Genomic DNA, 26,214 nt, shown 5'->3' on the forward strand with positions numbered 1-26,214 from the left:
GGATCGGTGAACTTGACCGCTGTCCCCGGATACTTGGCGAGCGCGGCGGCGACCATCGCCGAAGGTGCTGCGCGGATGATGTTTTCCTGGACGGCGACGCGCTTCAAATCGCTATGCACGATCGCATCGATCTCATCGCGGAACAGATAGAGCGCGCCGGTGACGGCGAGCGTGATCATGAAGGGTAGGACAAGCAGGCCTGCATAGAAATGCCAGCGCCAGACGGCGCGATAGAGGTCGGACGCGGATCGCATGGCTGCGCCGGCATTGTCCCGACCGAGGGTCAGATCGGACATGGAATCTCTCCAAACGTAGGTTCTTGAATGGGAACGGACGTCAGAGAGACAGCGGCGGTGCCCTTGGCTCGCCGATGAGGCCGCGGGGAAATGACCGCTGGACACCGGAAAAGACGGTATCGAGCTTGCCCGCGTCGGAACGAAACACCGCTGGCACGCTGGGAGCGCCATCGAGGATTGCCGGAACAGCGCCCGACGCAATCTGGCAGAGCGAGGCGCAAGGACATTCCGGCGCCTTCTTTTGCGGCTGGCCATCCTGCTCTTCAAGCTGAAGCGCAGCCGCCCCGTCCGTCGTGCAGATGACGTGGAACGGATCGGCCGCCGAAGCCGCCATGACACCCTGAGCCAGCGCACCAAGCAGGCTTTGCAGCACCAGAAGCCAAGCAATCAGCAAGGCAAAAGCGCCTGCCGACAGCCTGTCCTTCAAAAGGTGCCGCATATGTTGCATGACCCAGTCTGCCACATTGTAGCCAGATTGTCAGTGCGTCAAAAGGTGCATTTGCCTTAATTGGCCGCGATTGAGCGGACTACAATCGCCATAGATCCTGGTATCGCCGGGATCGGTTTTCCTGCTGGCCGGACTGGAGATCAAGCGGGCAAGCGCATAGCGAAGAACGGCTTGCCCGCCCTATGGTTCTCTGCGTCTTGTTATCAAAAAATCCGAATACATTATCAGAATGGATTCACATAAAGGGGAGAGATGAGAAACATTCAGCCTCCTTCCAGCCCGAGCCAGCCTTCGTCATCGCGACCGGTCACCGGTCCCGCGGACAACCCTCCTACTTCGCCGGGGCGAAGGTCTCCCACACAGCAAACGCCTGGAGCGCCTCCAGCACCTAACCCTCCCTCAACGGGCAGCCCATACGCAGAAGCCGCCCAGCGCATGCCTTCGCCTCTTCTTCGCCCGCTTGACCTCCTGGCTGAATACGCCGAGGTGGATGCTTTCAAAGAGTTGCGGGACATCCTGGAAGATGAGACGCAACAATCTGAGGACACGACGCCCGCGCGCCCGGATTCCCAGCCTCCCGGCCCATCGCACGCCGAGGTGGGGTCATCCGGCCCAAAGTCTGCCGAGGTAAACGCACCCGGCAGCCCTGATAAAAGGAGCCAGGGGAGCGGTGATCATTCGCTGCCTGCCCCTCCCCCGGCAAAGGTCCGCCGCCTCACGCCTTCTGATGTTCAGAGCCAAGGGTCTCAGGCACCGCAACCTGGTGTTACCGCTCAGCCGCCGGTTCACCCTATGCCCACTTCACCTAAATCTGCCGTGCCCAACGCACCGAGCACGTCCACGGGCGCGTCGGCGCGGACAAAGATTATCGATGACACGATCAGTGAGAATCGCGCTCAGCCAGATCGGGTGATTCAAGGGCTTCTGAAAGCAAAAGGGATTTCGAGGAGTCTGCAGGCAATTTATACCCGTCGTATAATGCTTGGTATACTATCATGTACAGAATGCCAAGAAAAAATATATGCCGATAAAGTAAAAAAGCACAAAACTGAAACCTACGGTCAAATCATCGACCGCCTTCGAAACGAGGATAATATAGAGATTCCCGCTCCAGCTGCGAAGAGATGTTACGACAAGGTGAAGAAGGAGGAAAAAGAAAAGGACGAGGCGCAATCGTCCGGTCAACAGGTGAAACGTCCGCCTGATGGGGTACAACCTCGTCCATCCCCTGTCACATGGACTGAGCAAGACCAACGATTGGCTGACTTCTGGAAAGACGAAGCTTTAGAGCTGGCAGGAAAAAGGAGGAGTTTCGCAGACATTCAGCGCTTTTTCGCGCAACGCAGTCTTCGTGTTCCCGAAGGATTTATTAACGACATTCTGCGAGAGGCTGAGCAACGGGAGCATTCTCAAGCTGCAGGCTCATCGGCTGCTGCCCAATCACTGCAAGCCGCCTCTCCAAAAATTGCCGGCCCGTCCCGCCCCGAACAGGGAGGAGAAGCTGCTCCTCCAAGCCTGCCCTCAGACGGCTAAGACAGGAGGTCACTCTCATGCGAAATCGCGGTATATGGGATCTTCAAGCAGGGGATCTTGCTATGCACGCCATTGCCGCCGTTCTGGGCCGCAGGGTGATCGTATCGATCACCACCGTCAAGGGGAGGCAGCGAGAACGCTTGACATTACACCGTGGGAGGGGCAGCGCGAACAAGGTCCTGCCATACCTATTTATCGTGGTACGGCAACGCATTATGATGCGTTTGTCAATGGGGAGTGGGTGAATGTAGCCCCTGATGGCGATTGCCTCTTTCGCGCTGTGCTGAGGAGCGCCAACATGGATTCCTCCTCCGAGGCGGGGCGCCGGCTGCGCGAGCGGGTTTGCGACCACATACTGGAAAATTCCGATCACTACAGCGACTTTTTTGTCGACAGGACCTGATGCTTAATCGCGCAATAGCCCCCGCCTCTGTCCGCATACCCTTCATCCGCGATGATGCGTTATCAAAAAATCCGAATACAGTATCAGAATGGATTCACATAAAGGGGGGAGATGAGAAACATTCAGTCTCCTACCGACCCGAGCCAGCCTTCGTCATCGCGACCGGTCACCGGTCCCGCGGAGAACCCTCCTACTTCGCCGAGGCGAAGGTCTCCCACGCAGCAAACGCCTGGGACGCCTCCAGCACCTAACTCTCCCTCAACGGGCAGCCCATACGCGGAAGCCGCCCAGCGCATTCCTTCGCTGCCTCCTCGCTCGCCTGGCCCCCTGGCTGAACTGGCTGAAGTGATTGAACCGGCTGAACGGGCTGAACCGGCTGAACTGGTTGAACTGGTTGAACAGGTTGGACAGGTTGAACTGGTTGAATCCGCCGAGGTGGATACTTTCGAAGAGTGGTTATGGGACGCTCTGCAAAGGGAGACGCAACAATCTGAGGACACGACGCCCGCGCGCCCGGATTCCCAGCCTCCCGGCCCATCGCACGCCGAGGTGGGGTCATCCGGCCCAAAGTCTGCCGAGGTAAACGCACCCGGCAGCCCTGATAAAGGGAGCCACGGGAGCGGTGATCATTCGCTGCCTGCCCCTCCCCCGGCAAAGGCCCCTCGCCTCGCATCTTACGATATTCAGGACCAAAGGCCTCAGCTAGCGCAACCTGATGTTCACGGCCAGCCGCCGGTTCCCCCTCCGCCTTCTCCATCGAGAGCTGCCGCGCCGGGCACCACGGACACACCGGTACTGAGAAAGAGCAAGCAGAGGGGAAATCTTTCTAAAGAGGAGACAAAGGCAGTCGATGACATGCTCCGGGAGAATCGTGCTCTGTCAAATCCGGATCTTGCGAAGCTTTTAAAAGTCAGCAAGACCTGCATTCGTAAGCACCGTATAAAACTCCAAATACCACCATCCTATAAATGCCAAGAAGAAGAACTATTTTCTAAAAAACAAAAGGAACATCCATCTAAAAATATTAAAGAAATCGTGAGACTTATTCAAGAGGAGGATCATGTAAATATTAGCTTAACGCAAGCTGAAGAATATTACACAAAGTTGCTTGGAAAAGGTATACAAACTACTAATGAACCACTGTATAAGTTATCTGAAAAATGGGCTACTTCATCCCGCGCTACAGAAAGTAGACAACAGCCTACGCAGCCACAGGAAAAACAGCCCAAGCAGCCACAGCCTGGGCTGGTATTGAGACCTGCTGCCCGGCCGACTGCGAGACCTGAGCCTTCCCGGCAGAGCCCCCCCGGTGCTGCTGCTCAGAGCGGCGGCCAACAGCCCGCGCAGGCATTGGCAGGCGTTTCGCGGACTGTGAGACCTGCGGCCCCGCCGGTTACAAGAGAGCAACGGTTGGCCCAACTGAGACCCGAAGCTTTACGGATAGCGCGCGAGACGAGATCTCTCGAAGCTGTACGGGCCTTTTTTGCAAGAAATTTTCTTTTGGATGTCCCCATAAAAGATATCGAGGAGGTGTTGCGTGCGGCCAAGCGGCCATGACGAATAGAACCGCTCGTCGCCCTCTGGCTGGGAGAGCCGCCGCGCGCCCTTTCGCGCAGGGCTTCGTTGGACCGGCACAGCCGTTCCTGCTCGATCAATGCTTCTCGGCGGAAGGCGCGTCGAAAGTAAACAGTCCCCCCTCGCGTACATTAAACAATCGACTCGTCGATGATGACGAGTGGCCGGCCCCTTGAGCAGGCTTCGATGCGTGCGTTGACGCGGTAAACATCCCGCAGCAGATGCTCGGTGATTACCTCGCGCGTCGGGCCGCTGGCTATCATGGCACTATCGGCGATCACAATGGTTTGCTCGCAATAGCGCAGGGCATGGTTGAGGTCATGGAGAGCGATCAGCACCGCCATTCCCGTGCGTGAGGACAGCTCCCGCATGAAGCCCAGCACCTCGACCTGCCGGAAGAGGTCGAGGGCGGAGGTGGGCTCATCCATCAGCAGCACGTCCGGCTCGCGCACGAGCGCCTGCGCGATGGAAACGAGCTGGCGCTGGCCGCCTGAGAGTTCGCCGAGGCTCTTGAAGGCAAGCGCCTCGATGCGCAGCGCGGCGAGGATGTCATCGATAGCGCGAAGCTCTCCGTCATGGACCTTCAGGCTCGAACCCTGCTTGGCCGCGAGCAGCACGGATTCATAGACGGTGAGGACCGCGTTCGCACCCGTATCCTGCGGCATGTAGCGGATGGCATCCTTGCCCTTCGCCGTATCCGACAGATGCACCGTGCCGGGGCCGGAGATGAGCCCGGCGATGCGCTTGAAGAGCGTCGATTTGCCCGCCGCGTTCGGACCTATGACGGCTGTCATGCTGCCGCCCTTCAAAACGCCGGTAGTGACATCGGCGAGCACGGTATGCTTGCCGTATTTGGCACCAAGCTTTTCGAGCGCGAGGCTTACCATGACCGTTTCCGATGGGTGAAAATGAGAACGAAGAAGAATGGCACACCGACAAGCGCCGTCATCACGCCGATGGGCAACACCGCACCGGGGATGAGCGTCTTGCTCGCCACCGAGGTAACCGACAGCAGCAACGCGCCGGTCAGCACCGAGGCGGGGAGGAAGAAGCGCTGATCCTCGCCCACCAGCATCCGCGCGATATGCGGACCGACAAGGCCGACAAAGCCGATGGTGCCGACGAAAGAAACCGGAATGGCCGCCAGCAGGCTGACGATCATCATCGTCTCCAGCCTCAGGTAGCGCACATTGACGCCGAGGCTCGCCGCCTTGTCTTCTCCCAGCCGCAGCGCGGTGAGCGCCCAGGCGCGCCGCGCGAAGAGCGGCACGGTGACGGCCAGGGTCACGGCGGTTATCGCCACCTTCGGCCATGTCGCCTTGGTCAGGCTGCCCATGGTCCAAAACACCACGGCGGCGAGCGCCTGTTCCGAAGCCAGATACTGCAGCAGCGACAGGAGCGCATTGAAGGTAAAGACGAGCGCGATGCCGAGCAGCACGATCGTTTCGACCGTCACTCCGCGCATGGTCGAGGCGAAATGAATGAACAGCGCCGCCAGCATTGCCATGAGAAAAGCATTGGCCGGCACCATGAATTCGAGCGCCAGCGGAAACACCGCGACGCCCGCCACCAGCGCCAGCGCGGCACCGAAACCGGCGGCGGCGGAAATGCCGAGCGTGAAGGGGCTCGCAAGCGGATTGGCGAGGATCGTCTGCATCTGCGCGCCGGCGACCGAAAGCGACGCGCCGACGGTCACCGCCATCAGCGCGATCGGCATGCGAATGTCCCAGATCACCACACGCAACTGGTCGCTGACGCTGGCGGGATAGAACAGCGCGGTGAGAACCTCCGACAGCGAATAACGCGCGGGGCCGAGAGCCATATCGACGGCAATGCTGACACACAGGCCCACGACGAGCACTGCAATGAGAATCGCGCGCCGGAAAACCAGCGCGCGGTATGTCTCGCGGGAGGCAAGCGCCCCGCTATTTCCCGAGATCGCCGCCATCAGCCCTGACCGTCCTTTAGCGAGACGAAATAGCCGGGCTTATAGTCGAGCGGCAGGAAGCGCTCATGCAATTCCCTGAACGTCGCCACCGGATCGAGGTCCGTGAACAGATCCGGGTGCAGCCACTTCGCCATCTCCTGGATGGCGACGAACTGGTAAGGGTTGTTATAGAACTGGTGCCAGATGGCGTGGACATTTTTGTCCTTCACCGCCTTGACGCCGGTGAAAGCCGGGCGTTTGGTCAGGGCCTCGAGCTTTTCCCTCGCCAGCTTCTCATCCGCGCCATAGCCGACGCCGACCCATTTACCATCAGGCACATAGCCCTGCCAGTTGCCGCCGGTGATGATGATCTGGTCCGGGTTGGAGGCGATAATCTGCTCCGGATTGATGTTGCCGAAGGTGCCGGGAATGATATCCTTCGCCATGTTCTTGCCGCCGGCAATCTCGACCATCCTGCCGAAATTCTCGTCGCCGAACGACATGCAGCAATCGTCGGAATAACCGCCCGCGCGCTCCATGAACACCAGCGGCTTCGGCGGGTTGGCCTTTGCCAGCACATCCGTCACTTTGGCGATGTTATCAGTGCGGAACTTGATGAAGTCCTCGGCCTTGGCGTCATTGCCAAAGAGCCTGCCGATAATGCGAATGCTGGCTTCGGTATTTTCTATCGGCTTTTCGCGGAAGTCGATATAGACGACCGGGATGCCCACCTTGCCGAGCTTCTCGATATAACCCGCTTCCTCGGTCGCGGTTTTGGCGTCGATATTCATGACGACGACATCGGGCTTCAGCGCCACCGCCTGCTCGACATCGAAGGTGCCTTCCTTCATGCCGCCGAAGGTGGGCAGTTTGGCAATATCGGGATATTTCGCCAGATAGGCGGAATAGGTCTCAGGATCGGCCTTGGAAAGATCGTCGCGCCAGCCGACCACGCGCTTGAAGGGATTATCTCGGTCGAGGATAGCGGTGAAATAGACCTGCCGTCCCTCGCCGAGAATGACGCGGCTGACCGGCACATTGACCTCGACCTCGCGACCGGCAATGTCTGTGATTATGACTTTCTCGGCCAGTGCCTCGCGCGGCACAATCACGAACCACATGATGGCGGCCAACGCCGCCTTGCCAAGGAACCGCATTATCCAGTAACTCCCCTCGCGCATGATCCCGGAACGTCGCAGACATTTTGTGACCATGTGCGGATCAAAAGAAAACTGAGGCCTTCTATTATTTCCTGACTTTTCCAGTCAATATTTATCTTTTAGAACGCTTCCGGACAGCACCATGGATAGATCAGTACACGGCTCGAATTTCAGCCTCCGCGAGGAGATCAAAGCCTATTGGTCGGAGCGTGCGGCAACCTTCGATCTGTCGCCCGGCCATGCCATCTTTTGCGAAGACGAACGGGCCGCGTGGCACCAGCTGATCCTCAAGCATCTTGGCGAAGGCAAAGGGCGCTCCGTGCTTGATGTTGCCAGCGGCACCGGCGTCGTGTCGATGCTGCTCGACGATCTCGGCTTCAAGGTTACCGGCATGGATTGGGCCGAGCCGATGCTGGACCGCGCGCGGGCGAAAGTAAAGCAAGCCAGACGCGATATTACCTTCAGGCTCGGCGACGCGGAAAATACACTCGAGCGGGATAATCATTACGACGTCGTCACCAACCGCCATCTGGTCTGGACACTTGTGAACCCCGAGGCAGCATTCACCGAATGGCTGCGCGTCCTCAAGCCGGGCGGCTCACTGCTCATCGTCGATGGCGATTTCGTCAACCAGACGCGGCTGGAGCGCGTAATCCAGAAACTGGCGCGTTTGCCGCAGCGGCTGGGCTTCGCGCAACCCGAGCACGCGCAATTGTCACGGGAGCAGCTGGAGACCCACCGCAACATTCTCTCGCAGGTTTATTTCTCTGGTGGCGCGCGCGCAGAAGCCGTTGCGGCGCTGCTGAGGAAAGTCGGCTTTCAGAACGTGACCATCGACACCGACTTGCGCCGGATCCACCGCGCGCAACGCAAGCATCTGGGCTTCTGGAAGGGTTTGGCGCGAGATGTCCAGCATCGTTATGCCATCAAGGCCGTGAAGAAGCTTTAGGACTTCTTGGATGCGCCGGATCAGCGATTGATAACGCGATGGCCCGCAGCGGATTGATTTAATCTTGACAGTTTTTATCAACTTATCTAACACCTCCATAGCAGCAATCGCTGTGCGCTCAAGGGACGGAGCAATCAGGGGACTTTCATGGAACTGCGCTTTGGAATGGTGACCGCATTGGCATTCACGGTAAGTCATGCTGCCTTTGCGCAGGATGCGATCCAATTGAAAACCATCGAGGTGAACGCTGGTTCGCCGACTTCCACCATCGGCTCCCTGCCGGAAGACTATGCGGGCGGGCAAGTGGCGCGCGGCGGACGCATCGGCATGCTCGGTAACCGCGATTTCATGGATACGCCGTTCAGCATCACCGGCTATACCGCCGAAACGATCGAGAACCAGGGCGCGCAGACGGTTGCGGATGTGCTTGCCAACGATCCATCCGTTCGCAACACCCATGCCTCTGGCGGCATGCTGGACTCCTTTTATATCCGGGGCTTTCCGATCAATGAGGGCAATTTCGGTGAAATCGCCTTCGATGGTGTCTATGGCGTTGCGCCGACCTATCGCCTGTTCTCCGATTATGCCGAGCGCGTGGAGGTGCTGAAAGGGCCGACGGCATTGCTTTACGGCATCTCCCCCAACAGCAGCGTAGGCGGCACCATCAATATCGTGCCGAAGCGCGCAGGAGATGTCGACCTGACGCGGGTGACGACCAGCTACATGTCGGAACTCTATGGCGGTACGCATCTCGACCTCAGCCGTCGCTTCGGCGCCGATCGGCAGTTTGGCATCCGCTTCAACGGTAGCTTCCATGGCGGCGATACGCCAATCGATGACCAGACGCGCAAGGTCGTGGTCGGTGCCCTCGGCCTTGACTATGAAGGTGAAGGCCTGAGGGCGACGCTCGATCTCATCGGGCAGCGGGAGGATTTCGACGCGCCGCAACGCCCGTTCTTCCCCGCCGCAGGTATCCGGATTCCCGACGCGCCTGATGGGAGGCTTAACATTCAGGAGCCTTGGGAATGGTCGAAAAGCGAGGATCTATCCTGGCTTGGGCGGGTGGAGTATGACGTGAGTGACGACGTCACGGTGTTCGCCGCTGTCGGCGGCGGTAGCTCGCGCGTCACGCGGCTCTTCGGCACCCCCACCCTGCTCAATTCCGCGGGCGATGTCAGGGTTACGCCGCAGAATTACATCTTCGATGTCGACCGGACCACGGCGGAAACCGGCGTCCGGGCCAAATTCGAGACCGCGTCTATCGACCATACGGTCACGCTCCAGGCCACTGGCCTGCGGCAGAGCCTTGACAGGGGCGTAAACACCGGAAAGGCTCAACCGACCAATATCTACCATCCGTTCCCACGGCCCGATGAGAACGTACCGGAGCCGGATGGTGCTCCCAAGATCTCTGAGAACACGTTTTATGGTTTTGCGCTCTCCGATACGTTATCGATGGTCGATGACCGAGTTCTTGTGACGCTAGGCGGTCGCTGGCAACACGTCGATTCGGAGAATTACAATTTGGCTACGGGCGCTGTAACTTCGTCGAAGGAAGGTGCGTTCACGCCTCTCGCCGGTATCGTTGTCAAACCTTGGGAGAAGGTTTCGCTCTACGCCAATTACGCGGAAGGGCTCAGCGTAGAGAGTGCACCGGGAACCGCGAGCAATGCAGGCGAAATCCTGCCTCCCTATCGCTCGAAGGCGTATGAGATCGGGACAAAGGTAGATTTCGGGCGAATGGTGCTAACACTCAGTTTGTTCCAAATCGAAAAACCCTATGGCCAGAATGAAAATGGAGTTTTCGTCGTAGGTGGCGACCAGCGCAATCGCGGTGTGGAATTGAATGTGTTCGGCGAAGTAACGCCGGAAGTCCGGGTGCTTGGTGGTTTAACCTACCTGCAGGGCGAACTGACGGAAACGAACAGCCCCTCCACGCGCGGCAACGACCCCATCGGCGTACCGTCATGGCAGGTCAATCTGGGCGCGGAATGGGATACGCCTTTCATTTCGGGGCTGACCCTGGCGGGCAATGTGATCCACACCAGCAAGCAATATGTCAACACCGCCAACACCATGGAAATCCCGTCCTGGACGCGGCTCGATCTCGGCGCGCGGTATCGTACGGAGATCGACAAGCGCCCGGTCACATTCCGGGCCGAGGTCGAGAATGTCCTTGACCTCGATTATTGGTCGGGCGTCGCCAGCTTCGGCACCCTGTCACAGGGCGCGCCGCTGACCCTGAAAGTGTCGGTAACGACTGATTTTTAGGGCTGGTTGGAAAGGCTTACCGCGTAGCCCGGCCGGAATTTAATCGGCAGGAAGCGGCGGTGGTATTCGGCAAAGGTCGCATCCGGGTCGAGATCGGCGAAGAGATCCGGATGGAACCATTTCGCGAGTTGCTGGACGGCGATGAATTCATAGGGGCTGTTATAGAACTGGTGCCAGATGGCATGGAAATTGTGCGTTTTCTGTGCGGCGATACCGGTGTAAGCGGCGCGGGTGGTGAACCATTCCAGCTTCTTCCGCGTCACCTTCGGATCGGCCCCCGGTCCGAGCGGAATCCAGTGGCCGCCGGGCACATAGGCTTCCCAGTTCGCGCTGGTCACCACGACATGCTCGGGATTCGATGCGATCACCTGTTCGGGATTGAGCTGCCCGAATGTCGTGGGAATGAAGTCACTTCCGATATTATGGCCGCCGGCAAGTTCGACATATTTGCCGAAATTCTCCGCGCCGAATGACAGGCAGCAATCGTCGGCATATCCGCCGATCCGCTCGATGAAAACCCTCGGGCGCGGCGGGTTGGCTTTTGCAAGCGGGTCGGTGACGCGAGCCATCGCCGCATGGCGGAAATCGATGATCTCCTCGGCGCGCGCCTCACGGCCCATGATTTTGCCCAGCAGGCGGATGGTCTTTTCGGTGTTCTGCAGCGGGTAATGGCGGAAGTCGATATAAAGCACGGGGATACCGAGCTTGGCGAGCTTATCGACATAGTCCGCATCCTCATTGGCGCGCATCGCCTCGAGATTGAGCAGAACCACGTCGGGCTTCAGCGCGATAGCGGACTCGATCTCGATGAGGCCGTTCTCCTGTCCCCGGAACGAAGGGATATCCGCGAGCTTTGGGAAGGCTTCCAGATATTCCGCATAGGTGGCGGGGTCGGCCTCGATGAGGTCATTGCGCCAGGCGACGATGCGGCTGAGCGCATTCTCCGGGTCCAGCGAGGCGATCAGATAGAGCTGGCGCCCCTCTCCGAGAAGCATGCGCGTGACGGGCGCTTTCACCTCGATCTTGCGCCCTGCGATATCCGTGACCGTTATGGATGTCTGCTCGTCCGCAGCCTGCACGGCCAGTGGAACAAGCACCGCGAAGACTGCTATTAGGACACGCACCAGCGATTTTCCCCTCATGACGATACTCCCCCGACATAATGCGGCCGGCGCGACTTCAGCCACAGGCCTAGCGCGATCAGGAATGAGACGCCATAGAGGATTGCAACGAGCGGAAACACCATTTCCAAACTGGTGTACTGGATCACGGCAACACCGGCGACAATTCCGGCAACCGAAGCACCTTGCTGGCATGTTTGCGCAATCCCCAGCATCGATCCTTGCCGGTCATGGCGCGTTGCGGACGAAATGAGCGACAGGAGCACAGGGGTCGTCCCGCCGAGCAGCGCACCCCAGATAAAATAAAGCATCATGAATAGGCCGATGCTTCGGGTGTAGCCCGCCGCCCCGGTGACGATCAGGCATGCAGCCGAAATCAGGACGCTCCATCCGAGAATATAAGATTGTGAGCGCCCCTTGAAATTTCGGGCCCATAGCGGCGCGCCGACGATGAAGCCAAAGGCAAGCAGTCCATAGCTCAGCCCGGCTGTGGAATGGTGAGCGTTGAAGACAGATGTCATGTAAAGCGAGAAGGGAACTTGCAGCACCATCCTGCTTGCAAGCAGCATCCCCATCAGCACAAGCAGGCCGGGCGCTGGCGTTTTCAGGGGTTGAGGCGTGGTTTTATCTTCCGATGAGCTGATCGGGGTCGCACCCGCGCCATCCGGCGGGGTGGGCAAGTTGACCCATGCGATCATAGCGCAAAGTCCGCATATAATGCCCGCTGTAAGGTTGACGGCGATGAACGGCAGGGCATCCAGAATGAGCCCGCCCAGAAAAGCCCCGCCCAGCGAACCGGCATTGGTAGCCACCTGCAGCCAGGCGAAGAGGCCCGCACGATCCCGCCCTCCGGTGACCTGTACACCATAGGCCTGTGCCGGGGCGATATAGCCCGCGCAAGCGCCCTGCAGGAAACGCAGCGCCAGGATGACCCATACATCCTGAGCGAAAGCGACAAGCAACTGCGTGACGGCGAGCCCCGTCAGCGCCCGGATCATCATCAGCCGGTTGCCGTAGCGATCTCCCATCCGTCCCCAGAAAGCGCTGGTCAATGAGATGCCGAGCATCGGGCAGACATAGACGCCGATGCCGGCGAGCGCGAAGACAGAATCGGACGGACTGAGCTCCCGGATATGGATCGGCCAGAACGGCCCGCTCATCTCCATGGCGCCCATGGAAACGAATTGCAGGCCGAAAAGCAGGGCAAACACAGGCCCGAAGCCGCGAAGCGCGGTGATTGCACCGGTCATGTCAGGCGCGCCAGCGGGTTGGGCAGGTGATGTTCAAGCCGGTAATCGCGATAGCGCTCCAGATGCATGCGCAGCACAGAGCGGGTCGGCCAAGGGCGATCAAGAAAGGCGTCGCGCTCCTCGATCCAGAAGGAGTCCGACAACATGCGCGGCCGAAGCGCGTCGAATGCCCGTTCGGTTTCCTCGCGAAGGATATGCCACAGATAATCGTCCGCGAAGCCATATTGCTCGCTCAGGCACAGAGCGATCTCGTGAAGATGACAGACAAAGCAGGCATCGATCACGAATGAGCGTACGAGGCTGATATCGTCATCGAAAGTGGTGGGCAAAATCCCTGCACGGCTGAACGGCTTTAGATCATGCCCGCGTTCGCGGAACAATGGCGCGAAACTGCGGCCATCGCCGAAATCGCGGATGAGCAGTTTCACCGGGCGGCCTTCGGCATTGAACAGGATCGTGCTGTTCTGCTGATGCGCCTCGAAGGCGATCCCGTAAAGCAGATACATGGCCAGCACGGGCCGCACCACGGCCTGCGCATAGGCACGGAAGAAGGACGCGACATCCGTTTGCGTTTCGCCCGTTCTCGCGATGAGTTCGCAAATGATGGGGCGGCCGTCGATCGGGCTCCCTGTCAACAGCGCCGCCACGGTTATGGGCATAAGGCCGTCCTTCCGCGCCAGCGCATCGGTGCTGCGATAGACGACCGAAAGGAACCGGCCGGAATGTTCGTCCCCGGTTTCGGGATGATGCAGGATAGCGCCCAATTCCTCGACGAATATCTCGAGCTGCGCCCTCAGATCGGACTCTTTCGACAGAATGTCCGAAATCAGCGCAGAGAGGCGCGGGCCCATATGGATCGATTTCGCCTGCAGCGTGCGCTGCTCGCTCGTCATCCAGATCGCCACCGGCAGTTTGATGAAGGGATGGGGCTCCTGCGTGTTGGGAAGCATCGTCCTGAATGACATCGAGGGGAGCGTGTCGATTTCCGGTCCGGCTGGATCGAAAATGCCGGCTTCGATCTCCGGCTTGAACTCCCGGCGCACGAAATTCTCCAAATGCCAGGCATGGACGGGAAACGGCAGCCAGTCTTCCGGCGATTTCCCGCGCGCTTTCAGACCTTCAGCCCAGCTTTCCCACAGGGCCGGAAAATTCCCGGCGAACCACTCGCGGTAGCCGGGGACATGCGGCATCTTCTCCACATAAGCCCAGTCCGCACGCAGCGCTGCGATGCGCAGGGGAACGCGCGCGCCAAACTCCGGCGAAAGGGCGATCACATCCTCTGACACCAGGCCGGGTTTGGCTTTCCAAGTCGGATAGAAGGGGTGCCCCTCCAGCGCTCCCCACTGGTCGAGGATCATTGCGGCAAGATGGGGCGGCTGCGTCTTTTCAAGGTAACTCGGTAAATCCTTTGCGCCAGCGCGGGCTATTTCGCCGTGCAGTTCGGCGCTCCAGTGATCTCTGTGCCGGCGTGCAAGAATGTCGTTCTCGATACTGTTTTCCACGTCGCGCAGCAAAATATCCAGCCCATCGGGGGCAGGTGTCATCGCAAGACCTGGTGCGACCTCTCTCATCAAGGTGGCGGGATCGTCGATTCCTTGCCGCGTGCCGCTGGCATCCACCACCTCGATCTGCCCGCGATTTTGCATGGTGCCGGCAGGCGCCGGGCGAAGATCGGTAAAGTGAAGCACCCGGCGCGACGGCCGGAGCGGAAGCCAAGCCTCGGTCCCCTCGCCTCTCCGCAGCAGCGCGGCCGGGTCGAGCAGCCGCTCCGCGAAAAGGCAGCGAACAAGCCGGTTGATCGCATTCGATCTGGCGCCAGCAAGAAGGTTGTTATCCTCTTGGCCATGATCTGTCGGGAAAGTCGATCTATCGTCCATTACGCTGCCTCCGGCCATCTCAAAGGAATATAATCCGGTGCGCCATTTGCCAATCCGCCGTGCCAGGCCAGCGCCCATCGATAGGTTCTGGTAATGGCCGGAACCGCGACGCCCAGGCGTTCCGCCATTGTGACCAGCAGCGCCTGCCCAACCGCGATATCCTCACGGAAAGCCCGGCTTTCGGGATCGATGACGAAGCCGGACCCAACGGGATTGGGCACGAGGGGCGCCTCGATACCCGCATAGGCGCGGTTCGTGCGCAACAGCGTATACATCGACCTGCTGTCTTCGATCTGATCGCCATAGGCTTCGATCAATTCCTGTTTGAGAGGCTTGACCGAGCCAAGATCGATGCCGAGGCGTGTCTCGCTCGCCAAGCGGATCGCCTGATTTTCCGCGTCGAAGATCTCAAGCAATTCTGCGCCCGCCTGCGGGCAATCGCTCCACCAGCACAAAGGCTCCTCGAAAGGCCGGTTTTCCCAGGGAGCGCCAGGGCCGATCAGGGCGTAGAGCACGGCCGGATGCATCAGCGAATTGCCGGGGGTCAAGGTGATTTCAAGAAAATCCGGCAACAGCGTCACGGGTGCATCATAGAGGCGGCTCAGCATTGCAACGAGCGCCACGGCGCCGTCACGGCTCTCCCGGCGATGCAAGGCCACATAGAGCTCCGCCTTCGCGCCGCCCATCCGCACGCTTTGGCCGGGGACCAGATCGAAGGCGATGTGCGGCACGTCCTTCATCCCCCAGATCACGACATTGTCCCGTTGGTAAAGCGCCTTTGCCGCGAGCCAGTCGAAACCGCAAAAGCCGGGGATTGCGCCGACATAGACCTTTTTATCCGTCGGCAGGTGATCGGCGATTCGCCGCAGGAGCGCCGGCCTCATCTGCGCCGGCTGCGTTACGATCACCATGTCGGTATGCACAAGCGCCTCGCCAGGATCGGTCCCCGCATGGTCGGGCCGGGCGCTTAAAGTTCGGCCGTCGCGGCTAAACACCGACCAAGGCCCCCCTTCCGCCCACCGCTCCGCAAACGCGGCATCGCCGGTCAGAACGGATACCTCCACGCCCGGCTTCTGCTTGAACAGAACCGCGTTCAGATGGCCGGTACGCCCCGCGCCGCAGATCGTCACCTTCATGCCGCACGTGCCGTTTCAAAGAGCCAGCCGTCGAGTTCGGCGGCAATCGCAGGGTCGAGCAAATGGCGCTTTTCCATCCATTCATCGTCAAAGATCGTGCTCAGATATTTCTCGCCGCCGTCCGCGACGGTGGATACGACCGTGCCGCTTAATTTACCCGCAGCGATGAATTCCAGCGCCTTGTAGATGGCGCCGCCCGTCGAGCCACCGACGAGAATGCCTTTCCGCCGCGCTATATACCGCGCCGTCTCGAAGGCCTGCGTGTCGTTCACCTGCACGCCTTCATCGATGCAGCTATAGTCCAGCACCTTGCCGACCTCATCTCCGGCGGGCGTGCCGGTTCCGGACTGATAATAAGGATGACCCGGCTTGCCGAAAATGATCGACCCCGCAGGTTCCACGGCGACGGTGCGGATGGCCGGGTTGTGGCGTTTGAGGCGCTGCGAAATGCCCGTCATCGAACCGCCGGTACCAACGCAGCCGACAAACGCATCCAAACCGTCCGGAAGCTGGGCCAACAGTTCGTCGACATAACCGGCATAGCCTTCCGGATTGGCCGGATTGTCCGACTGGTTCATGAAAAGGGCCCCGGGAAGCTGAGCGCCCAGTTGCGCCGCCAGCCGCTGGCGTTCCACAACGGCCACCTCATCTTCGCCGAAATCGCCTTCGACATAGCGGATTTCCGCGCCGAGAGCCCGCATCATGCGGATTTTGTCTGGCGCGGCGTGGTGATCCACCACGGCGATGAAATTGAGGCCGAACTCCAGCGCCGCCAAAGCCAGCCCAGTGCCCGTATTGCCGGATGACGACTCGACGATCGTACCGCCGGGCGCAAGGCGGCCATCGCGAAGCGCGGCAATGACCATGCTGCGCGCCATGCGGTCCTTCATCGAGCCGCCCGGGTTGTTCTTCTCCATTTTCAGCACCAGCGTGCTGTTCCGGCTGGGAACGGGGATAGATATTACCGGCGTCCGGCCGATCAATTCGGTCACCTGGGTATGCATAGTCACACCTCTTCAATCGTGTCAGGAACGAGCGTAAATCCTTCATCCGCGCTCCGCCTCACGCAGAGACGGTCGGGCATGGGGTGGCGATGGAATTCATTTTCGAGGAGATCCATCTGGTAGCCGGCGGTGTTGGCATAGACCAGCAGGTCGCCCGCCTCGGGCGCAGCCGGGAAGCTCAGCCACCGGTTGCTGATCACGTCGTCATCGAGGCAACTATGCCCGGCCAGATAAGCGCGGATCGGTTTCGATGTCCCGGACCGTTTCGCGGATGGCACAAGGATGGGATCGACCAGGAACTCCGAGGCGAACCAGGTTTCGCAGGCGCTAAAACTGCTGCCTTCAAGGAAGATGACATGAAAGTCTGGATCAAGCGCCTTCACGCGCGTGATCCGGAAGGCCGTGATCGCTGCCTGATCGGCCAGCGCGCGCCCCGGCTCCACAGCCAGGATCAGCCCCTCCCGCGTGAAATATTCCGCTACGGAAAAGGTTTCGCTGATCGGCTCCCGCAAAAGCCTGCGAAGCCAGTCCGAGGCCGAAAGGGCGCTCCCATAGGGATAGAACGAGGCGGGAACTTTTCCGGTGCGATAGTCGTCCGGACTTTGTAAGGCCAGATGCGCCTGATACCGGGCCTCCTCGACATAGCGGACGGGAAGACCGCCGCCTATATCGATCATCCGTGGTGACAAGCCCATGGCCCGCGCCTCGGCAATCAGTCCGGCAGTTTCTTTCAGCGCCTCGGCCCGGTCTTCCCAGCGATAGCCGCCAAGATGAAAGTGAAAACCATCGAAACGCAGGCGGCTCTCCCCAGCGATGCGTGCAAGACAATGGCGAACCGCTTCCGCCGCCATGCCGAAGCGGCTCTGGCTTTGGCTTATCGGCCTCAGGCGCAGGAGGATCGGCTGTGCAGGTGCGCCCGGTGCAAGGCAATTGATGAGGTCCTGCAACTCTTCAGGAGAATCGACGGAGATCAGCGCGCCACAGCCGATGAGTTCTCTATGGAATGCAGCTGTCTTGGCGGGGCCCGTCGCGACAAGCCCCGCACCATCAGCGCCAAGCCGTCTTGCATCGCGAAGTTCGTACTGGCTGGAAACATCGATACCGGCGCCCGCATCGAGGGCAGCTTTGACCAGCCCCGGCGATTTGTTGACCTTCGCGCCATAATAGACCGCGTGATCGACGCCCCTTTCCGCCAGCACCTCCCTCAAGGCGCCCAAATTTTCCTGTAGCGCGTCCGGCCAGACGAGATTGAGCGGCGAGCCATGCCGGGACACCCAGTCAAGCAGCAACGAGCCATGCTTTGCGAGGAGCTCCGCCGTTTCCAAGCGCAAAAGCGGGGGTAGACCAGCGCCAGGCTTAAGAAGGTAAAAGGTCATGTCAGCTTCCCACCGCGCGCAGGGGCACTGCACCATGCAACAGCGCCAGGGGCAGGTCGCAGGCGGGCAAAGCATTGCCGAATATATGGCGTGTCGTTTTAATCGGAAACTTTCCGCCGCTGCGCACCATTGCATAGATAATGGCCGGCGTAATGACTTCACCCAGTCGCCAGCCCTCCACCCGCACGGTGTTATAATCGAGCAGGATCACCGGAAGAGCCGCAAGCCCCAGGCGATGGGCAACGGCCAGACGATGATGGCCATCCATGACGAAGAGCGCATCTTTTTCCACTGCGATGGGTACGGTCCAGCAGCCCGCCTGCAAAATACTCTTTTGCAGCGCATCGACCCTTTCGGAATCAACTTCTTCGGTAGGAATCAGCCGGTTTGGGGAGACCAAGCAATAATCCATAAACCCACCTCACATCCATCAACCAATGGCGGCAATATATATGAGTCGTTTACTCAAGTTTATGCCAATTAGGAGGGAGTTCAATCAGAATTTTTCGTCAGCTGTCTCTGTCAACGACAATCTCGCCCAGATCCGGCTTTGATGATGCCTGCCTTAACCACATCAGCAATGTCGCTCATGGGTAAGCAAATCCGGCATCTCGTGGCGGGGGAACGATTTGTTTCGCTTGGCTTCGCCGCGTGCCGCCCTCATGATAGCGGTCGCGGCTGGCGATTTCGCGCAGGTTGTGCTCAGCGACGAGGTTGCGCGCGCCGAGGATCGAGATTTCCAGTTCCTTCTCGATCTTCTTGATCGAGATCCCATGGAGTCCGAACCCATGGAATGGCACGATCTGCGGGGCAGATTGTTTCGAGATTGTGGAATAGCGATCCGTCGGTTAATTTTTTATAAGTCTCCATAATCTTGAGGTAGGCGTCAAAAACGCTCGCCCCTTGCTCCCTTCGCTGACATAGCAGCTTCATCCGCGCCTCCGGCGTCGAACTCTGTCTGAGCTGTTGCTTGATTTCATACAGCGGGAGGTTCTGTTTATCGAACCATTCCCTCAAATCTTCCAGCAGGTTTCGAGGCACTTCAGCAAAGATGTCCTTTTTTGAACCGGGAGCAAAATGTTCCGCAGCCAGGGGATCCTCCACCTTGGTTTTGAAAAGCTTTTCAAAACGCCAAAATTCGCTGATAGCTCGCTTTGGTGAGGACTCCCTGACCTCTGCGGCGAATTTCTCAAAACTCCTGACGATGTCCAAGACAATAGAGTTATTGAAGTACAGATTCATGATTTCATTATTTTGACGGCGATTCCGATCTGTGTCGGTCTTCCCAGAAAAGACAGAAAAATAGTCATGAGTATCTTTATCTTTGGTCAGATGATCTATAAAATTCATTTTCAAATTATTATATTGCAGAATATGAAATAAAATGTCGTTACCGAGCCATGCGTTTACAATTGTTTCCTTAGATTCCGTCCAGCCGAATACTCCCCCACCCCCTATGGGAAGGGTGGGAATTTTAGGTTTGAATAATAATCCCGTTTTGCCGCTGTCGGTGACCTTGACAAACTGAAGCATCTCTTTGCGAGGAACCCCGGTCCGGTCTTCCGCAGGCTGGCGGTATATGTACGTTGTCGTTTGACCACCGAAGGTGTCCGAGGATAATATCCCATCATATACGCTGGAACTTTTGTCCGGAGGCCTCGATAAAATCGACACTGACTCCATACCGCCCTTCACCTTTACTTCCCGATAATTTCCTCGCCGGGTGATATCCGGGTGGTGGTTGAGCTGATAGTCTGTCGCGGTGTATTGGACATTGCCTTGCGCTGGCTTGTAGTCTCCTGCCGATCCGAAGGCTGGAAGAAGTGCTGTTAACTCGATAGCCCCTAACGACCGCCGCCAGCTTCCGGCGGATTGTAAACTGCTGTACCGAAGCAGGTCATGATCCGTTCTTTTTAAATATTTTTTCTCTAGAATATTTTTCGTGTCGTCATATAGCGTGTCTGCCGTTTGACTTTCACTGAGAAAACGGGCTTTGGCGGCGTCATCCAACATTCGATTTTTAGCAGTTTTTTGCTTAAGCTCTGCCAGTTCGACACCAAGCTTTCCAAGCCCAAGGCTGAACTCGCCATAACTTTGCGCAATAAATTTGTCTTCATTACTTCGGAGGTGATTTAGATCGTAATTATTGCCCCATACAAGCCGGTTTATATCATAAAGTCTATCGTCATTTTCGTATTTGATAAACTTAATATATTTATCCCGCAACGCGCATAGTCTGTTGGCGATTTCTTCAAATGTTTCTGCGCGCCCTTGGGCCAATTGAGCGACGGTCTGCCTTTTTATGTCTTCCGGATAACTTTCGATGACTTGGTTGAGAAGCCGCCGGGAAGTTGAGATACTCTTCGTTGTCTCTGGGGACAAACGCATGTGGATTGTCATAGGTATCTCCAGATGAAATTTATCTCCTTGGGACGTCTGCGCCGCAGAGGCGCTGAAGCCTATTGGGTCAGCGCCCACATCACCAATGACCTTTACGCCCTTTTTTTTCGGGCCGGTTACAGTGACTCCGCCTCCTATCTTACCCTTAACGTTCCCCGAGAGCCTGGAGACGGCAGCTGCAGCGAGAGGGTAGACCTCGGTTACGATATTCCTCGGCAGGTTCAGCGGTACATTATTTGAATTTTTTATGCGGGTGTGCAAACAATCAGCTATTGGCTGATATACTTGTTTAATCGAATCTATAAGCTGCGGGTCCCCGATCTTCTCAGCAAGCGATAGAATTTTCCGTTGATTGGCGATACCTTTGGAAATCTTGCTGGTCGTGAGATAAAGAGGAGCGTTCTCGTCATGACCTGAGAGACCGACCAGTTTACCTGGGACATTTTCACCTTTGCGGATAAAATGATAGCTTTTGCGAACGAGCGGGGCAGCTGACTTAGTCCAGCCCACGACATTTTTTTTACTACTGCATCGATCATTCAGGCGGTGTATCTGCGCCGTTTCTAGATCGTGCGCCACGGTCATAGTCTCCCAGGCCCCAGCGCCGCCGAGTTCGGCGCTGCCATTGGCACTGACTGGACCGTCGGTACCGCAGCTAACCGTCCCCTTCAGGCCTCCCCCCCGCTCCTTCATATAAAGGATGTCTCCTTCCTCGTTTGCGGCAAATGTTCTCTTGCTTGTTAACTCACCTTCTGGCCCCGCTTGTACGACCTTGCCGAAGACGACTTTTCCCGACAGCTTCGATTCGCCTGTCAGCTGGGTTCCGGTGACATGATGTTCCAGGCCCTGCTGCACAGAACGCGGAAGCCGAGCGATCTCACGATACGCTCCCTCCTTAATCAGCGTGGGGGCAGCATGAGACAGATGGAACCGCTTCAACTCCGTAAAAAGCCTGGGTAGATTTTCATGTGCCGCAGTCGATGTCCCGTTTCTCTGCGCCTCTTTTTTGAGCTGTTCTGACAGCTTGGCGGCTTTTCGGAAGGTATCGACGATCTTGAGATATTGAGTGCTATTGAAGTTTCCATCGCCTACGTCCATCCATTGTATCTTATCGAGTCGGGCACATAGCTCGGTTGCTTTAGGCTCCCATTCATCCCAGATTTTGCCTACAGTATCCTCGAGAGCCGCCATTATGCGCCAGAGCTGCTCGGTGGTGGGTTCGCAACCTGGTTCGTCTATCGATGGCGACGTTTCTCCGCCTGGAGCGCCAACGGGCGATCCCTCCGCTATCCGATTCTGATTGCCTTCCTCATAAGCTTGAGCAGCAGTGCTGGTGACAGCTGGACGCACATTTTGCATTGAGCTGGAGCTGCTCCGGGAGCTTTGGGGCACAGGAGGGCGACCAGGAGCCGCGGGACGAACGTAACGTTCAATTCCGGGTGAAGCCGATGAGGCAGTGGAAGTTATACGACCCATAACGTTTGCTCCCTTTGGTATTCTTTTCAATAAAATGACTGATAACGTGACTGTTCGATTAAACGACCAGAGATTGGAATTTACAGCTTCAAATTCTTATAATCGTTATTCTGTGACCGGTCGGCTTGCCGGCGGCGAGAATCGTTACCGACAAACCGGAATGCACCGGACAAATTGAATTGATATTTCGGAAGCTGGGAGGAACTTGTTAATAGAGCTCAAGGCGACGTCATGTGGCGCGTATCAGCAGCCCGGCCACATCTCGCTGGCCTGTGCGTTACCAGCTATTTTCTCTGGCCCACATAACGCCCCATGGCGGCAGGCTTCGGCAATTGCACCTGCGTGTCGTGGATTGCCATCAGCTCTTCGAGCAAGCTTACACCGGCAGGAGAGGCCTTGGCCGCCTTGCTGTCCACATGGAGTAGCATTTGTTCGGCGCTGGCGATTTCGGACTCTCCTCGCTGGAGGCTGTGGAAGAGATGAACGCGCTTCTCGTCGAAGGATAGCAGCCGGGTTTCGACGTAAAGCTCGTCGCCGCATTTGGCTTCCGCGCGATGCATCAAATGGGTCTCGACGGTATAATAGCTTCGTCCCGATTGAAGATAGGCCTCGTCCACGCCGATACGGGCCAAAAACCGGTCGGTCGCCTGGCCGAACAGATCGAGATAGCGATGCTCGGTCATGTGGCCGTTATAGTCGATCCATTCGGGGATGACGCGGCAGTGAAGTAGCCGCAATCCGCCTTCGGGCGTAGCATTTTCCGAAGGAGTGGCAGCCTGCAAACGCGCCGTATAGGCATTGAGCAGCTTGCCCGCTCCCCAGCCCTCGCCGTTTTGCTGCCGCGACAGGGCGCGGATAATGGCGACCAGATTTTCATCGCGGATCGTCTCGAGGTCGCGGATCGAAAGCCCCTCATTCTGCGCATCCGACTGCCCGGCGATGCGTTCGATCAGCGGATCGTCGAGTTCGGGAACGTCGGTCAAGCGGGTCCACGGCCATTGCAACGCCGGGCCGAACTGGGCAAGGAAATGGCGCATTCCCGCAGGCCCGCCCGCTATCCGGTAGGTCTGGAACAGCCCCATCTGCGCCCAGCGCAGGCCGAAGGAATAGCGGATGATGTCGTCGATCTGCTCCACCGTGGCGATGCCGTCCCGAACCAACCACAGCGCCTCGCGCCAGAGCGCCTCCAGAAGCCGGTCGCCGACAAAAGCGTCGATTTCCTTTTCGAGGACTACAGGCTCCATGCCCGTTTGGCGGTAGAGGGCAGCGGCCTTGTCTATTGTCTCGGTGGCGGTCTTCTCGCCGGGGACGAGTTCGACCAAGGGCAGCAAATAGACCGGATTATAGGGATGAGCGACGAGCAGCCGCTCGGGATGCCGCAGGTCTGCTTGCAGCCTGCTTGGAAGGAAGCCCGAGGTGGAGGAAGCGATCAGAGCGTCCGTTGGGCAGCTTTTTTCGATCTCGCCCAAAACCGCCAGCTTGAGATCGAGCCGCTCGGGCACGCTTTCCTGAATCAGGGCCGCGCCGGATACGGCTTCAGCGAGCGACGCGGAAAAGCTGAGCCGGCCTTCCGTGGGCAGTCGAACAGGTGTAAGCGCCGCAAGAGCGCGCCGGGCATTGCCGACCATGTGCTCGGTCGTTGCCTGGGCGTCTGGCGAGGGGTCGTAAACCGCGACATCGAACCCATTGGTGAGAAAGCGGGCCGCCCAGCCGCCGCCGATAACGCCGCTGCCGATGCAGGCGATCTTGAGATTCCGGCTATCCATGGCCATCACCAGCCCTTCTTCAAGCGAAGCTTCTCGCGCACCTCGGCGGGACCCAGCACGCGCGCGCCCATATTGACGGCGATGTTTCTCGCGCGCTGCACCAGATCGCCATTCGACGCCAGAACGCCCTTTTCAAGCCAGATATTGTCTTCCAGTCCGACGCGGATATTGCCGCCCGAGAGCACCGCGAGCGCCGCATAGGGAAGCTGGTTACGCCCGATGGAAAAGGCGGAGAAAATCCAGTTTGCGGGCAGGTTGTTCCGGATTGCGAGTAGGGTTCCCATGTCGTCCGGCGCGCCCCATGGAATACCCATGCAAAGCTGCACCAGGACCGGATCGTCGAGAAGGCCTTGGCTATGCAGCCATTGTGCCAGCGGCAGATGGCCGGTGTCGAATATTTCGATTTCGGGCCGGACACCGAGCCGCTGAACCTGCGCCGCCATTGCCTTCAGCATGCCCGGCGTATTGGTCATGACATAATCGCCTTCGCCGAAATTCATCGTGCCGCAATCGAGCGTGCAGATTTCCGGGAGTAATTCAGCCACATGGACAAGGCGCTCGGTCGCGCCCGCCATGTCGGTCTTCGCAGCGTCGGGCGGAAGCGGCGCTTCGGCCGATCCCAGAACCAGGTCTCCACCCATGCCGGCGGTGAGATTGAGCACCATGTCGACGCCCGATGCGCGGATAGACTCGACGACCTCGCGGAAAAGGCGCGGATCCCGGGAAGGCGCGCCCGTTTGCGGATCGCGAACGTGAATATGGACGATGGCCGCACCCGCCTTGGCGCTTTCGATGGCGGCATCCGCGATCTGGCGCGGCGTCACCGGCACCTTATCTGACCGGCCGGTCGTGTCGCCTGCACCGGTGACGGCTGCTGTAATAAATATCTCACGAGAGGGCTGCAAAGGCACGTTCCGTTCCCCGTCTGTCGTTCAAGCTTGCCCGAGCTTGACAGGTCCGGATTCGCGTAGATTATCATTTTCCGAAATCCATTTATCGAAGAGCGAAGCGTGTGGTTTTCGAACCGTCCGATGAAGAGCTGAAGGTTACGCTTCTGGTCCTGCCGGACAGTTCGCTGATGTCGCTTGCCGCGACGCTCGATCCGATGCGCGGCGCGAACCGGGTTACCGGGCGCTCCGTCTATCAATGGAAGGTGCTTTCGCCCGATGGCAGCGAGCCGGTGACGAGTTGCGGCCTGAAAGTGGCCGCTGAGGGCGCTTTCAAGCCGTTTCATCAAGACGTGCTGATCGTCGTCGCCGCTTTTCACGCGCTCGATCATGCGACGCCGAAACTCCTCGGCCTTATCCGGCAGGCAAGCCAGCTTTCCCGCCTCACCATAGGCATCGAAGCGGGATCGTGGGTGCTGGCCAAGGCCGGGCTTCTGAACGGCAGGAAGGCGACGACGCATTGGGAGGACTTCGAAGCGTTCTCTCAGCGCTTTCCGGAGGTGGAGATGCGAGCCGACCGCTGGGTGCGTGACGGTCCTGTTCTCACCACCGGCGGAGCCGCGCCGGCACTGGACATGATGCTGGCGCTCATCCGTGCGCGGCACGGCTATTCCATCGCCCTCGATGTCGCGAGCCTCTATATTTACGATGAGACGCGGCAACCATCCGATGAGCAGCCGCTCGTCTCGCTGGGGCGGCTCGTCAATCGCGAGCCGCGGCTGGCAGAAGCGATCCGGATCATGGAGAGCCATGTGGATCGCCCCATTCCAGTTTCCGGCATTGCCCGGCGGCTCGGCCTGTCCGCGCGCAGCCTGGAACTGCTTTTCGCCGATGTCATCGGGCAATCGCCGGGCAATTACTATCTCTCGCTCCGGCTGAAGGCGGCCCGGCGGCTCATTCTGGATACGCATCTTTCCATGGCGGACGCGGCAGAGCGGACCGGCTTTTCCTCCATCAGTTCGCTCTCGCGCGCTTTCAAGCGGCATTTCGGCCAATCGCCGAGCAGTTTGAGAACCCGGCGCGGCGTTCGCAACTAGAGCGGGATGATTTTAGGTTCGTTCATATCCCGCTTCCTTGAAGTAATTTTGGCATTCCGTAGGGGAAACGGTTTGGAGGATGGCTGCGAGGGCCTCATAGATTGCGTCGCGGGTTCTGGCCTGGGCCTCGCGTAGCCAGTGCTTGATCTTGGCGAAGAGCTTTTCGATGGGATTGAGATCGGGGGAGTATTTGGGCAGGAAGAACAGTTTGGCTCCGGCCTTGCGGATCGCGGCGCGAATAGCTTTTGCCTTGTGTGAGCCC

Annotated in this window: 22 protein-coding genes; 5 read left to right on the plus strand and 17 right to left on the minus strand. The window is 58.6% G+C overall.

What is annotated here, in order from left to right; genetic code table 11:
• Together ACOWVG_RS18715 and ACOWVG_RS18720 are read right to left on the minus strand one after the other, a co-directional pair.
• Positions 1–296: PepSY domain-containing protein (locus tag ACOWVG_RS18715; RefSeq protein ID WP_420963886.1), on the minus strand; the 296-nt coding region annotated here is incomplete at its 3' end.
• 40 nt (positions 297–336) lie between these two features.
• Positions 337–735, minus strand: coding sequence for a DUF2946 family protein (locus ACOWVG_RS18720; protein WP_420963887.1), 399 nt, complete (start codon positions 733–735; stop codon positions 337–339).
• Positions 736–1,536: 801 nt separating this feature from the next.
• Between ACOWVG_RS18720 and ACOWVG_RS18725 the strand changes: the two genes are divergently transcribed.
• Positions 1,537–2,277, plus strand: coding sequence for a hypothetical protein (locus ACOWVG_RS18725; RefSeq protein ID WP_420963888.1), 741 nt, complete (start codon positions 1,537–1,539; stop codon positions 2,275–2,277).
• A 1,258-nt stretch (positions 2,278–3,535) separates the two neighbouring features.
• Positions 3,536–4,237: a hypothetical protein gene (locus ACOWVG_RS18730; RefSeq protein ID WP_420963889.1), complete on the plus strand. Its 702-nt coding sequence runs from the start codon at positions 3,536–3,538 to the stop codon at positions 4,235–4,237.
• Positions 4,238–4,386: 149 nt separating this feature from the next.
• Here ACOWVG_RS18730 and ACOWVG_RS18735 read toward each other — a convergent pair whose 3' ends face one another.
• The 3 genes from ACOWVG_RS18735 to ACOWVG_RS18745 are packed head-to-tail and all read right to left on the minus strand — an operon-like array spanning position 4,387 to position 7,303.
• Positions 4,387–5,142, minus strand: coding sequence for an ABC transporter ATP-binding protein (locus tag ACOWVG_RS18735; protein WP_420963890.1), 756 nt, complete (start codon positions 5,140–5,142; stop codon positions 4,387–4,389).
• On the minus strand, positions 5,136–6,203 hold the full coding sequence (locus tag ACOWVG_RS18740) for a FecCD family ABC transporter permease (protein WP_420963891.1): 1,068 nt from the start codon (positions 6,201–6,203) through the stop codon (positions 5,136–5,138). Before ACOWVG_RS18740 ends, ACOWVG_RS18735 begins: the two co-directional genes overlap by 7 nt.
• Entirely contained in the window at positions 6,203–7,303 is a 1,101-nt protein-coding gene (locus ACOWVG_RS18745) for an ABC transporter substrate-binding protein (RefSeq protein ID WP_420963905.1), read from the minus strand. Before ACOWVG_RS18745 ends, ACOWVG_RS18740 begins: the two co-directional genes overlap by 1 nt.
• Positions 7,304–7,484: 181 nt before the next feature.
• On the opposite strand from ACOWVG_RS18745, the gene ACOWVG_RS18750 reads away from it, so the two are divergent.
• Both ACOWVG_RS18750 and ACOWVG_RS18755 read left to right on the plus strand, forming a co-directional pair.
• Positions 7,485–8,291, plus strand: coding sequence for a class I SAM-dependent methyltransferase (locus ACOWVG_RS18750; protein ID WP_420963892.1), 807 nt, complete (start codon positions 7,485–7,487; stop codon positions 8,289–8,291).
• 147 nt (positions 8,292–8,438) lie between these two features.
• Entirely contained in the window at positions 8,439–10,562 is a 2,124-nt protein-coding gene (locus ACOWVG_RS18755; RefSeq protein WP_420963893.1) for a TonB-dependent receptor, read from the plus strand.
• On the opposite strand, the gene ACOWVG_RS18760 is transcribed toward ACOWVG_RS18755, so the two are convergent.
• From ACOWVG_RS18760 to ACOWVG_RS18810, 11 genes are all read right to left on the minus strand, one after another.
• Positions 10,559–11,704 carry an ABC transporter substrate-binding protein gene (locus tag ACOWVG_RS18760; protein WP_420963894.1) on the minus strand — a complete coding sequence of 382 codons (1,146 nt, stop codon included), beginning with the start codon at positions 11,702–11,704 and terminating at the stop codon, positions 10,559–10,561. The genes ACOWVG_RS18755 and ACOWVG_RS18760 overlap by 4 nt on opposite strands.
• Positions 11,701–12,933 carry an MFS transporter gene (locus tag ACOWVG_RS18765; protein ID WP_420963895.1) on the minus strand — a complete coding sequence of 411 codons (1,233 nt, stop codon included), beginning with the start codon at positions 12,931–12,933 and terminating at the stop codon, positions 11,701–11,703. Before ACOWVG_RS18765 ends, ACOWVG_RS18760 begins: the two co-directional genes overlap by 4 nt.
• Positions 12,930–14,810 carry an IucA/IucC family protein gene (locus tag ACOWVG_RS18770; protein WP_420963896.1) on the minus strand — a complete coding sequence of 627 codons (1,881 nt, stop codon included), beginning with the start codon at positions 14,808–14,810 and terminating at the stop codon, positions 12,930–12,932. The genes ACOWVG_RS18765 and ACOWVG_RS18770 overlap by 4 nt, the downstream gene beginning before the upstream one ends.
• Complete coding sequence (locus ACOWVG_RS18775; protein ID WP_420963897.1) at positions 14,810–15,946, minus strand: NAD/NADP octopine/nopaline dehydrogenase family protein; 1,137 nt, start codon at positions 15,944–15,946, stop codon at positions 14,810–14,812. Before ACOWVG_RS18775 ends, ACOWVG_RS18770 begins: the two co-directional genes overlap by 1 nt.
• Entirely contained in the window at positions 15,943–16,950 is a 1,008-nt protein-coding gene (locus tag ACOWVG_RS18780) for a PLP-dependent cysteine synthase family protein (RefSeq protein WP_420963906.1), read from the minus strand. Before ACOWVG_RS18780 ends, ACOWVG_RS18775 begins: the two co-directional genes overlap by 4 nt.
• Before the next feature lie 2 nt (positions 16,951–16,952).
• Entirely contained in the window at positions 16,953–18,326 is a 1,374-nt protein-coding gene (locus ACOWVG_RS18785) for a Y4yA family PLP-dependent enzyme (protein ID WP_420963898.1), read from the minus strand.
• Position 18,327: 1 nt separating this feature from the next.
• Positions 18,328–18,738: a ParB N-terminal domain-containing protein gene (locus tag ACOWVG_RS18790; protein WP_420963899.1), complete on the minus strand. Its 411-nt coding sequence runs from the start codon at positions 18,736–18,738 to the stop codon at positions 18,328–18,330.
• 175 nt (positions 18,739–18,913) lie between these two features.
• On the minus strand, positions 18,914–19,126 hold the full coding sequence (locus tag ACOWVG_RS18795; protein WP_420963900.1) for a helix-turn-helix domain-containing protein: 213 nt from the start codon (positions 19,124–19,126) through the stop codon (positions 18,914–18,916).
• The gene (locus tag ACOWVG_RS18800; RefSeq protein WP_420963901.1) at positions 19,029–22,085 is read right to left on the minus strand and encodes a hypothetical protein; all 3,057 of its coding nucleotides are present in this window, start codon (positions 22,083–22,085) and stop codon (positions 19,029–19,031) included. The genes ACOWVG_RS18795 and ACOWVG_RS18800 overlap by 98 nt, the downstream gene beginning before the upstream one ends.
• Before the next feature lie 401 nt (positions 22,086–22,486).
• On the minus strand, positions 22,487–23,968 hold the full coding sequence (locus ACOWVG_RS18805; protein WP_420963907.1) for a carnitine 3-dehydrogenase: 1,482 nt from the start codon (positions 23,966–23,968) through the stop codon (positions 22,487–22,489).
• A 5-nt stretch (positions 23,969–23,973) separates the two neighbouring features.
• Entirely contained in the window at positions 23,974–24,879 is a 906-nt protein-coding gene (locus ACOWVG_RS18810; protein ID WP_420963902.1) for a 3-keto-5-aminohexanoate cleavage protein, read from the minus strand.
• 101 nt (positions 24,880–24,980) lie between these two features.
• Between ACOWVG_RS18810 and ACOWVG_RS18815 the strand changes: the two genes are divergently transcribed.
• On the plus strand, positions 24,981–25,952 hold the full coding sequence (locus tag ACOWVG_RS18815; RefSeq protein ID WP_420963903.1) for a GlxA family transcriptional regulator: 972 nt from the start codon (positions 24,981–24,983) through the stop codon (positions 25,950–25,952).
• Positions 25,953–25,964: 12 nt separating this feature from the next.
• Here ACOWVG_RS18815 and ACOWVG_RS18820 read toward each other — a convergent pair.
• A partial coding sequence (locus ACOWVG_RS18820) for a transposase (RefSeq protein ID WP_420963904.1) occupies positions 25,965–26,214 on the minus strand: 250 nt, incomplete at its 5' end.

It is taken from the genome of Brucella sp. IR073, assembly GCF_049065735.1.
Classification (GTDB): domain Bacteria; phylum Pseudomonadota; class Alphaproteobacteria; order Rhizobiales; family Rhizobiaceae; genus Paramesorhizobium.

Excerpts from the sequence above, each read along its gene's own strand:
- ACOWVG_RS18720 (WP_420963887.1), bottom strand. The coding sequence starts at position 735 with ATGCGGCACCTTTTGAAGGACAGGCTGTCGGCAGGCGCTTTTGCCTTG.
- ACOWVG_RS18725 (WP_420963888.1), top strand. The coding sequence starts at position 1,537 with ATGCCCACTTCACCTAAATCTGCCGTGCCCAACGCACCGAGCACGTCC.
- ACOWVG_RS18730 (WP_420963889.1), top strand. The coding sequence starts at position 3,536 with ATGCTCCGGGAGAATCGTGCTCTGTCAAATCCGGATCTTGCGAAGCTT.
- ACOWVG_RS18735 (WP_420963890.1), bottom strand. The coding sequence starts at position 5,142 with ATGGTAAGCCTCGCGCTCGAAAAGCTTGGTGCCAAATACGGCAAGCAT.
- ACOWVG_RS18740 (WP_420963891.1), bottom strand. The coding sequence starts at position 6,203 with ATGGCGGCGATCTCGGGAAATAGCGGGGCGCTTGCCTCCCGCGAGACA.
- ACOWVG_RS18745 (WP_420963905.1), bottom strand. The coding sequence starts at position 7,303 with ATGTGGTTCGTGATTGTGCCGCGCGAGGCACTGGCCGAGAAAGTCATA.
- ACOWVG_RS18750 (WP_420963892.1), top strand. The coding sequence starts at position 7,485 with ATGGATAGATCAGTACACGGCTCGAATTTCAGCCTCCGCGAGGAGATC.
- ACOWVG_RS18755 (WP_420963893.1), top strand. The coding sequence starts at position 8,439 with ATGGAACTGCGCTTTGGAATGGTGACCGCATTGGCATTCACGGTAAGT.
- ACOWVG_RS18760 (WP_420963894.1), bottom strand. The coding sequence starts at position 11,704 with ATGAGGGGAAAATCGCTGGTGCGTGTCCTAATAGCAGTCTTCGCGGTG.
- ACOWVG_RS18765 (WP_420963895.1), bottom strand. The coding sequence starts at position 12,933 with ATGACCGGTGCAATCACCGCGCTTCGCGGCTTCGGGCCTGTGTTTGCC.
- ACOWVG_RS18770 (WP_420963896.1), bottom strand. The coding sequence starts at position 14,810 with ATGGACGATAGATCGACTTTCCCGACAGATCATGGCCAAGAGGATAAC.
- ACOWVG_RS18775 (WP_420963897.1), bottom strand. The coding sequence starts at position 15,946 with ATGAAGGTGACGATCTGCGGCGCGGGGCGTACCGGCCATCTGAACGCG.
- ACOWVG_RS18780 (WP_420963906.1), bottom strand. The coding sequence starts at position 16,950 with ATGCATACCCAGGTGACCGAATTGATCGGCCGGACGCCGGTAATATCT.
- ACOWVG_RS18785 (WP_420963898.1), bottom strand. The coding sequence starts at position 18,326 with ATGACCTTTTACCTTCTTAAGCCTGGCGCTGGTCTACCCCCGCTTTTG.
- ACOWVG_RS18790 (WP_420963899.1), bottom strand. The coding sequence starts at position 18,738 with ATGGATTATTGCTTGGTCTCCCCAAACCGGCTGATTCCTACCGAAGAA.
- ACOWVG_RS18800 (WP_420963901.1), bottom strand. The coding sequence starts at position 22,085 with ATGCAAAATGTGCGTCCAGCTGTCACCAGCACTGCTGCTCAAGCTTAT.
- ACOWVG_RS18805 (WP_420963907.1), bottom strand. The coding sequence starts at position 23,968 with ATGGATAGCCGGAATCTCAAGATCGCCTGCATCGGCAGCGGCGTTATC.